The organism is Pseudoalteromonas sp. SR45-6 (genome assembly GCF_014163545.1).
Taxonomy (GTDB): domain Bacteria; phylum Pseudomonadota; class Gammaproteobacteria; order Enterobacterales; family Alteromonadaceae; genus Pseudoalteromonas; species Pseudoalteromonas rhizosphaerae.
Genome location: NZ_JACJDM010000099.1, coordinates 1 through 5,399 on the forward strand (window position 1 = coordinate 1; position 5,399 = coordinate 5,399).

General features: G+C 41.3%; 3 protein-coding genes. All 3 read left to right on the top strand.

From position 1 onward, the window contains the following. Window positions 1-419 precede the first annotated feature (419 nt). From H5158_RS21955 to H5158_RS21965, 3 genes are read left to right on the top strand one after another with little or no spacing between them, the layout of a single operon-like run. The gene (locus H5158_RS21955) at window positions 420-1,538 is read left to right on the top strand and encodes a polysaccharide export protein (RefSeq protein ID WP_182740907.1); all 1,119 of its coding nucleotides are present in this window, start codon (window positions 420-422) and stop codon (window positions 1,536-1,538) included. 13 nt (window positions 1,539-1,551) lie between these two features. Continuing rightward, window positions 1,552-1,986, top strand: a complete 435-nt coding sequence (locus tag H5158_RS21960; RefSeq protein WP_149980561.1) for a low molecular weight protein-tyrosine-phosphatase — start codon at window positions 1,552-1,554, stop codon at window positions 1,984-1,986. Window positions 1,987-2,000: 14 nt separating this feature from the next. Next, window positions 2,001-4,250: a polysaccharide biosynthesis tyrosine autokinase gene (locus tag H5158_RS21965; RefSeq protein ID WP_182740908.1), complete on the top strand. Its 2,250-nt coding sequence runs from the start codon at window positions 2,001-2,003 to the stop codon at window positions 4,248-4,250. The last annotated feature ends 1,149 nt before the right edge of the window (window positions 4,251-5,399 follow it).

The following is a 5,399-nucleotide window of genomic DNA, read 5'->3' on the forward strand; positions in this document are numbered from 1 at the left end:
GATCAAGTAAATAAAAGAATGCTAAATGAAAAGTAATCAGTAGGATGGAGAAGTAAGAAGTACAAATAGGCGGAGTTTAGGTTCGAGGAAAGGGAAAGTAGACGGAAAATGGGAGAAAAGTAAATAACAATGTTGGACAAGACTTTGAAATCACGAGCCTCAAGAACACAGAATCGAAAGCAGAAGAATGAGGCACAAAGCACTAAACGCGGAGCCAGAAACCAAAAGCCAGAAGCCCGAATCCCGAAGCCCGAAGCTTTTAACTAAATTAACAAAAAAGTTAACTGCTTGCACAGTAAACGTGCAAGCAACCTTGCGAAGCAAGGATAGCCATGCTTTAATTAGCCAGCAAAAAATAACAGCAATATATTTAAAATAAGCTGAAAGTTTTAGAATTTAATATTATTTGGGAATAAACAATGGCGCTAAGCTGTAAAACACTTGTAGCATCACTCACGTTGCTAACAATGACAGGTTGTACAATCATCCCCGGTAGCCATTTCGAAGGAATCGAATCGGGTGAACAAACAAAAAACCTTGAACAAGACCTTGAAAAAGTAAATATTCAAATTATTGACTCATCTTTAATTTATCAGCAAAAACAATCGCGCAAAAAAACTAAGTCACCTTCAAGCCTTGATGGTTTAAATGTTAATAATTACGAATACATACTTGGTGTAGGTGATGTACTTACCATTGGTGTATGGGATCACCCAGAATTAACCATACCAGCTGCAGTACAACGTACCGCTGAGTTTGATGGTTTTCGCGTGCAAGCAGACGGTACCATTACTTACGCTTATGCGCCGAATATTCAGGCTGCAGGTAAAACAGTACAACAAGTACACAATGAGTTAGTTAAACGCTTAAGTCGGGTGATTGAAGATCCGCAAGTTGATATCAAAGTGGTTGGTTTTCGCAGCCAAAAAGCTTACGTAACTGGTGAAGTAACTAAGCCTGGTGTATACCCAGTAACCGAAATTCCACTCACATTGATTGATGCCTTAAATCAAGCCGGTGGTTTAACTGCTGCTGCGGATTGGCGCACAGTAACGTTTACTCGCGGCGACAAAACAGAAGTAATAAAGCTTGATGATTTTTATGCGCATGGCGATATTTCACAAAACCGCTTATTACAGCATGGCGATATAGTGCATGTAAATCGCAACGATTTACAACGTGTTTTTGTTTTAGGAGATGTTAAAAAAGCGGGCTCAGTTGATGTTAATCGTTACGGTTTAAACTTGGCGCAAGCGCTTAGTGATTCAGGGGGCTTAAACGAAAACACCGCCGATGCGAATGGTGTGTTTGTGCTACGTAAACGTAACCTTGAAACCGATGGTGTGATTGCCGATGTATACCAGCTGCATGCAAAAAATGTTGCAGCGTTGGTATTGGCCGAGCAATTTGAATTACAACCTCACGATATCGTATATGTAACATCGGCACCGCTTGCTCGTTGGAACCGTGTAATTAGCCTATTACTACCATCAATATCAACAGTAGATGCTGTTAACGATGTAGCCAACACTAATTAAGGGTTAATAAAAGATGTTTGATTCTATTTTAGTAGTGTGCGCAGGTAATATTTGCCGCAGTCCAACGGCTGAATACGTATTAAAAAGTAAGTTAGCTGGTAAAAATATCAAAGTATCGTCTGCTGGTTTAACCGCGCTTGAAGGTAAAGCTGCCGACGCGACAGCAAAGCAGATTGCTGCAACGAATGGTATAAATATGGACGAGCACCAAGGCCGGCAGTTAACATCAAGCCTAGTTGCGCAAAACAGTGTGATTTTAGTGATGGAGCAACGCCATTTAACTGATCTCTGTAGTCGTTATCCTGAAGCGCGCGGAAAAACCTTTTTACTCGGTAAATGGTTGGATGATAAAGAAGTTCCAGATCCATATCGGCAGAGTCTTGAAGCGTTTGAACACGTTTATGCATTAATCGACAGCGCCTGTAGCGCTTGGCAAAAGTATTTATAAGGATAGGCTAGTACATGAATGCTCAGCCCACTGCATTAGCAGCAAACAAACAAAATCGGTTGTCTGAACAACAGGCACAAGCAAGCCAAGAAATTGACCTAATGGCACTGTTAGGTGCTTTGATAGATCGTAAATATTTTATAATCGCCTTAACAGCTGCGTTTATGGCTGTTGGTGTGGTTTACGCGGTATTTTCGACCCCGGTATATCAAGCAACGGCGATGATCCAAGTTGAAGAAAGTGGTGGCTCAGTGCCAGGTTTTGACGATATGTCGGGCATGTTTGAAAGTACTTCAGCCGCAGTTACAGAAATTGAACTACTTAAATCACGTTCAGTCATTGGTGAAGCGGTTGATACATTAAAGCTTGATGTAGTAGCAGAGCCCAAATTATTCCCATTTATAGGTAGCCGTGCGTTTCGTAAATTTAGCCCTATGAACGAAGGTGAGTTAGCTGAGCCGAGTTTTGGCGCGATCTCATATGCGTGGGGCGGTGAGAGCATTGATGTATTTAGGTTTGATGTACCACGATCTGCTGTAGGTATCGAGTTTACATTAGTAGCGCAAGAAAATAATGCTGTGGCATTATTAAATGACGAAGGCGAACAAATATTAGCGGGTAAAGTAGGGCAAGAATTAACCAATGGTAAGTTTAACTTAACGATACGTAGTTTAAATGCTCGTGCCGGTACTGAATTTACAATACTGCGTAAAGATCGCTTAAATACGATTTTAGATTTACAAGCTGCGATTGGTGCCAGTGAAAAGGGCAAAGATTCAGGCATTATTAACCTAAGCCTACAGAGCGAACAACCACATTATGCTGAAAAAGTGCTAGATAAAGTGGCGGGTATTTATGTACGCCGTAATGTTGAACGTAATTCAGCCGAAGCACAAAAATCCCTAGAGTTTTTAGAAGTACAATTACCAGAAATTAAAAAGCAACTTGAATTTGCCGAGCAACGCTTTAACGATTACCAAATACAGCGCCAATCAATTAACATTTCACTTGAAACGCAAGGCGTATTAGAGCAAGTAGTTAAACTTGAAACAAAACTACAAGAGCTTGAGTTAAAGCGTTTAGAAATGAGCCGCAAGTTTAAAAAAGACCACCCAACTTACCAAGGCTTAATTGAGCAAATCAACGCCGTTAATGAGCAGAAAAAAGAATTAGTTGGTGAAGTAGGTAACCTACCAGAGACTCAACAAGAGTTACTGCGCTTAAAACGCGATGTAGAAGTAAGTAACCAAATTTATACGCTATTACTAAGCAAAACCCAAGAGCTTGATATAGTGCGTGCCGGTACAGTAGGTAACGTACGTATTATTGATTTTGCCGAGGTGAATACCTCAAAACCTGTTAAGCCTAAAAAAGCCTTGATAGTCGTGATGGCTACTATGCTAGGTGGTATGTTAGCTGTTGCAATTGTGCTGGTGCAAAAAGCCATGCACAAAGGCGTTGAAGATCCAAACGAAATTGAGGCAATTGGCCTGCCAGTATATGCCAGCGTACCGTACTCAGATTATCAAGATAAACTCACTGGTTTTAGCAAAGCGCTTAAAAATAAAGCGAATAAACCTAAGTCCATATTGGCACTTGATAACCCAGCGGATTTATCAATTGAGGCACTGCGTAGCCTACGTACTAGTTTACATTTTGCGATGATGGAGGCTAAAAATAACTTAATTGCAATTTCCGGCCCAAGTCCAGGTGTTGGTAAATCATTTGTATCAGTTAACTTAGCCGCAGTTTTGGCACAAAGCGGTAAAAAAGTACTAATAATCGATGCCGATATGCGTAAAGGGTACTTACAGACTCAGTTTGGCTTAAAGTGGGATGATGGCTTGAGTGATTACCTATCTGGGCGTTTAAACCTTGAACAAGTGACTAAGCCAACTACTGTAGAAGGGTTGAGTGTTATTACTCGTGGGCAAATACCACCGAATCCATCAGAATTACTTATGCATAGTAACTTTAGTAAGTTAGTTGAAGAGGTAAGTAGCGCATACGATATAATAATTGTTGATACGCCACCTATTTTAGCGGTAACCGATCCGGCAATAGTTAGCGCCCATACCGGCACTACCTTATTGGTAACACGTTTTGGCCAAAACCATATTAAAGAGATCGAACTTACCCGTAATCGTTTTGAACAAAATGGCACAGATGTTAAAGGCGTAGTGTTCAATGGTGTAGTTAAAAAAGCCAGTAACGCTTACGGCTATTACGGTTACTACAATTACGAATATAAATCGGATAAGTAAAACGTAGCAGCGATTTTATATCGCGACAAAAAAGTTAAATAGGTGCTAGGGAAGTAACTAGCACCTAAAACCTTTGACTTCAAATGTAGGCGGGGCTTTATGCCGCCCTGTTGTAACTAAAGTAAAAGGTTCACCACAGAGAATGCGTAGGAGTCGGCTTTAGCCACGAATGGTTTTTCGGTGCAGCAAAGCGCTTCTGTTTCCTTGGTGGTAGAACTTGTTTTGTAGACGGGGCTATATGCCGCGCAGTTGTAATTAAAGTAAAAGGTTCACCACAGAGAATGCGTAGGAGTCGGCTTTAGCCACGAATGGTTTTCTTTGTGTAGCGAAGCGCCTCGGTGCTCTCGGTGGTAAAAAATTAAGTAAATTCACCACAGAGGACACTGAGTTCACGGAGGTAGAGATTAGAGAGCTAATAAATTAACTTTTATCTAGCTTTTCTCGATGTAGCGAACGCTTCGGTGGTAAAAATTTTTTATAGGCGGGGCTTTATGCCGTGCAGTTGTGATAAAAGTAAAAGGTTTACCACAAAGAACATGTAGGAGTCGGCTTTAGCCACGAATGGTTTTTCGGTGCAGCAAAGCGCCTCGGTGCTCTCGGTGGTAAAAAATTAAGTAAATTCACCACAGAGGACACTAAGTTCACGGAGGTAGAGATTAGAGAGCTAATAAATTAACTTTTATCTAGCTTTTCTCGATGTAGCGAACGCCTCGGTGGTAGAACTTGTTTTGTAGACGGGGCTATATGCCGCGCAGTTGTGATAAAAGTAAAAGGTTCACCACAAAGAGCATGTAGGAGTCGGCTTTAGCCACGAACGTTTTTTCGGTGTAGCGAAGCTTCTCAGTGCCCTCGGTGGTAAAAATGATTTGTAGGCGAGTAGCTTGCTACCGCGAAAGGTTAAAAGTTAAAGGAACGAGGTAAAAGGCTAGGACCTAGCTCCTAAAACCTAGCACCTATGACTTAACGTAGGCGCGGCTTTATGCCGCGCAGTTGTGATAAAAGTAAAAGAATCACCACAAAGAACATGTAGGAGTCGGCTTTAGCCTCGAATGGTTTTTCGGTGCAGCAAAGCGCTTCTGTTCCCTCGGTGGTAAAATGACTTTTAGGTCGGGTTATAGCCGTAAAAACTTTAACCTTTCATCTTTTACC

Bases quoted from the DNA above. Each gene is read 5' to 3' on its own strand.
- H5158_RS21965 (WP_182740908.1), top strand. From the start codon at position 2,001: ATGAATGCTCAGCCCACTGCATTAGCAGCAAACAAACAAAATCGGTTG.
- H5158_RS21955 (WP_182740907.1), top strand. From the start codon at position 420: ATGGCGCTAAGCTGTAAAACACTTGTAGCATCACTCACGTTGCTAACA.
- H5158_RS21960 (WP_149980561.1), top strand. From the start codon at position 1,552: ATGTTTGATTCTATTTTAGTAGTGTGCGCAGGTAATATTTGCCGCAGT.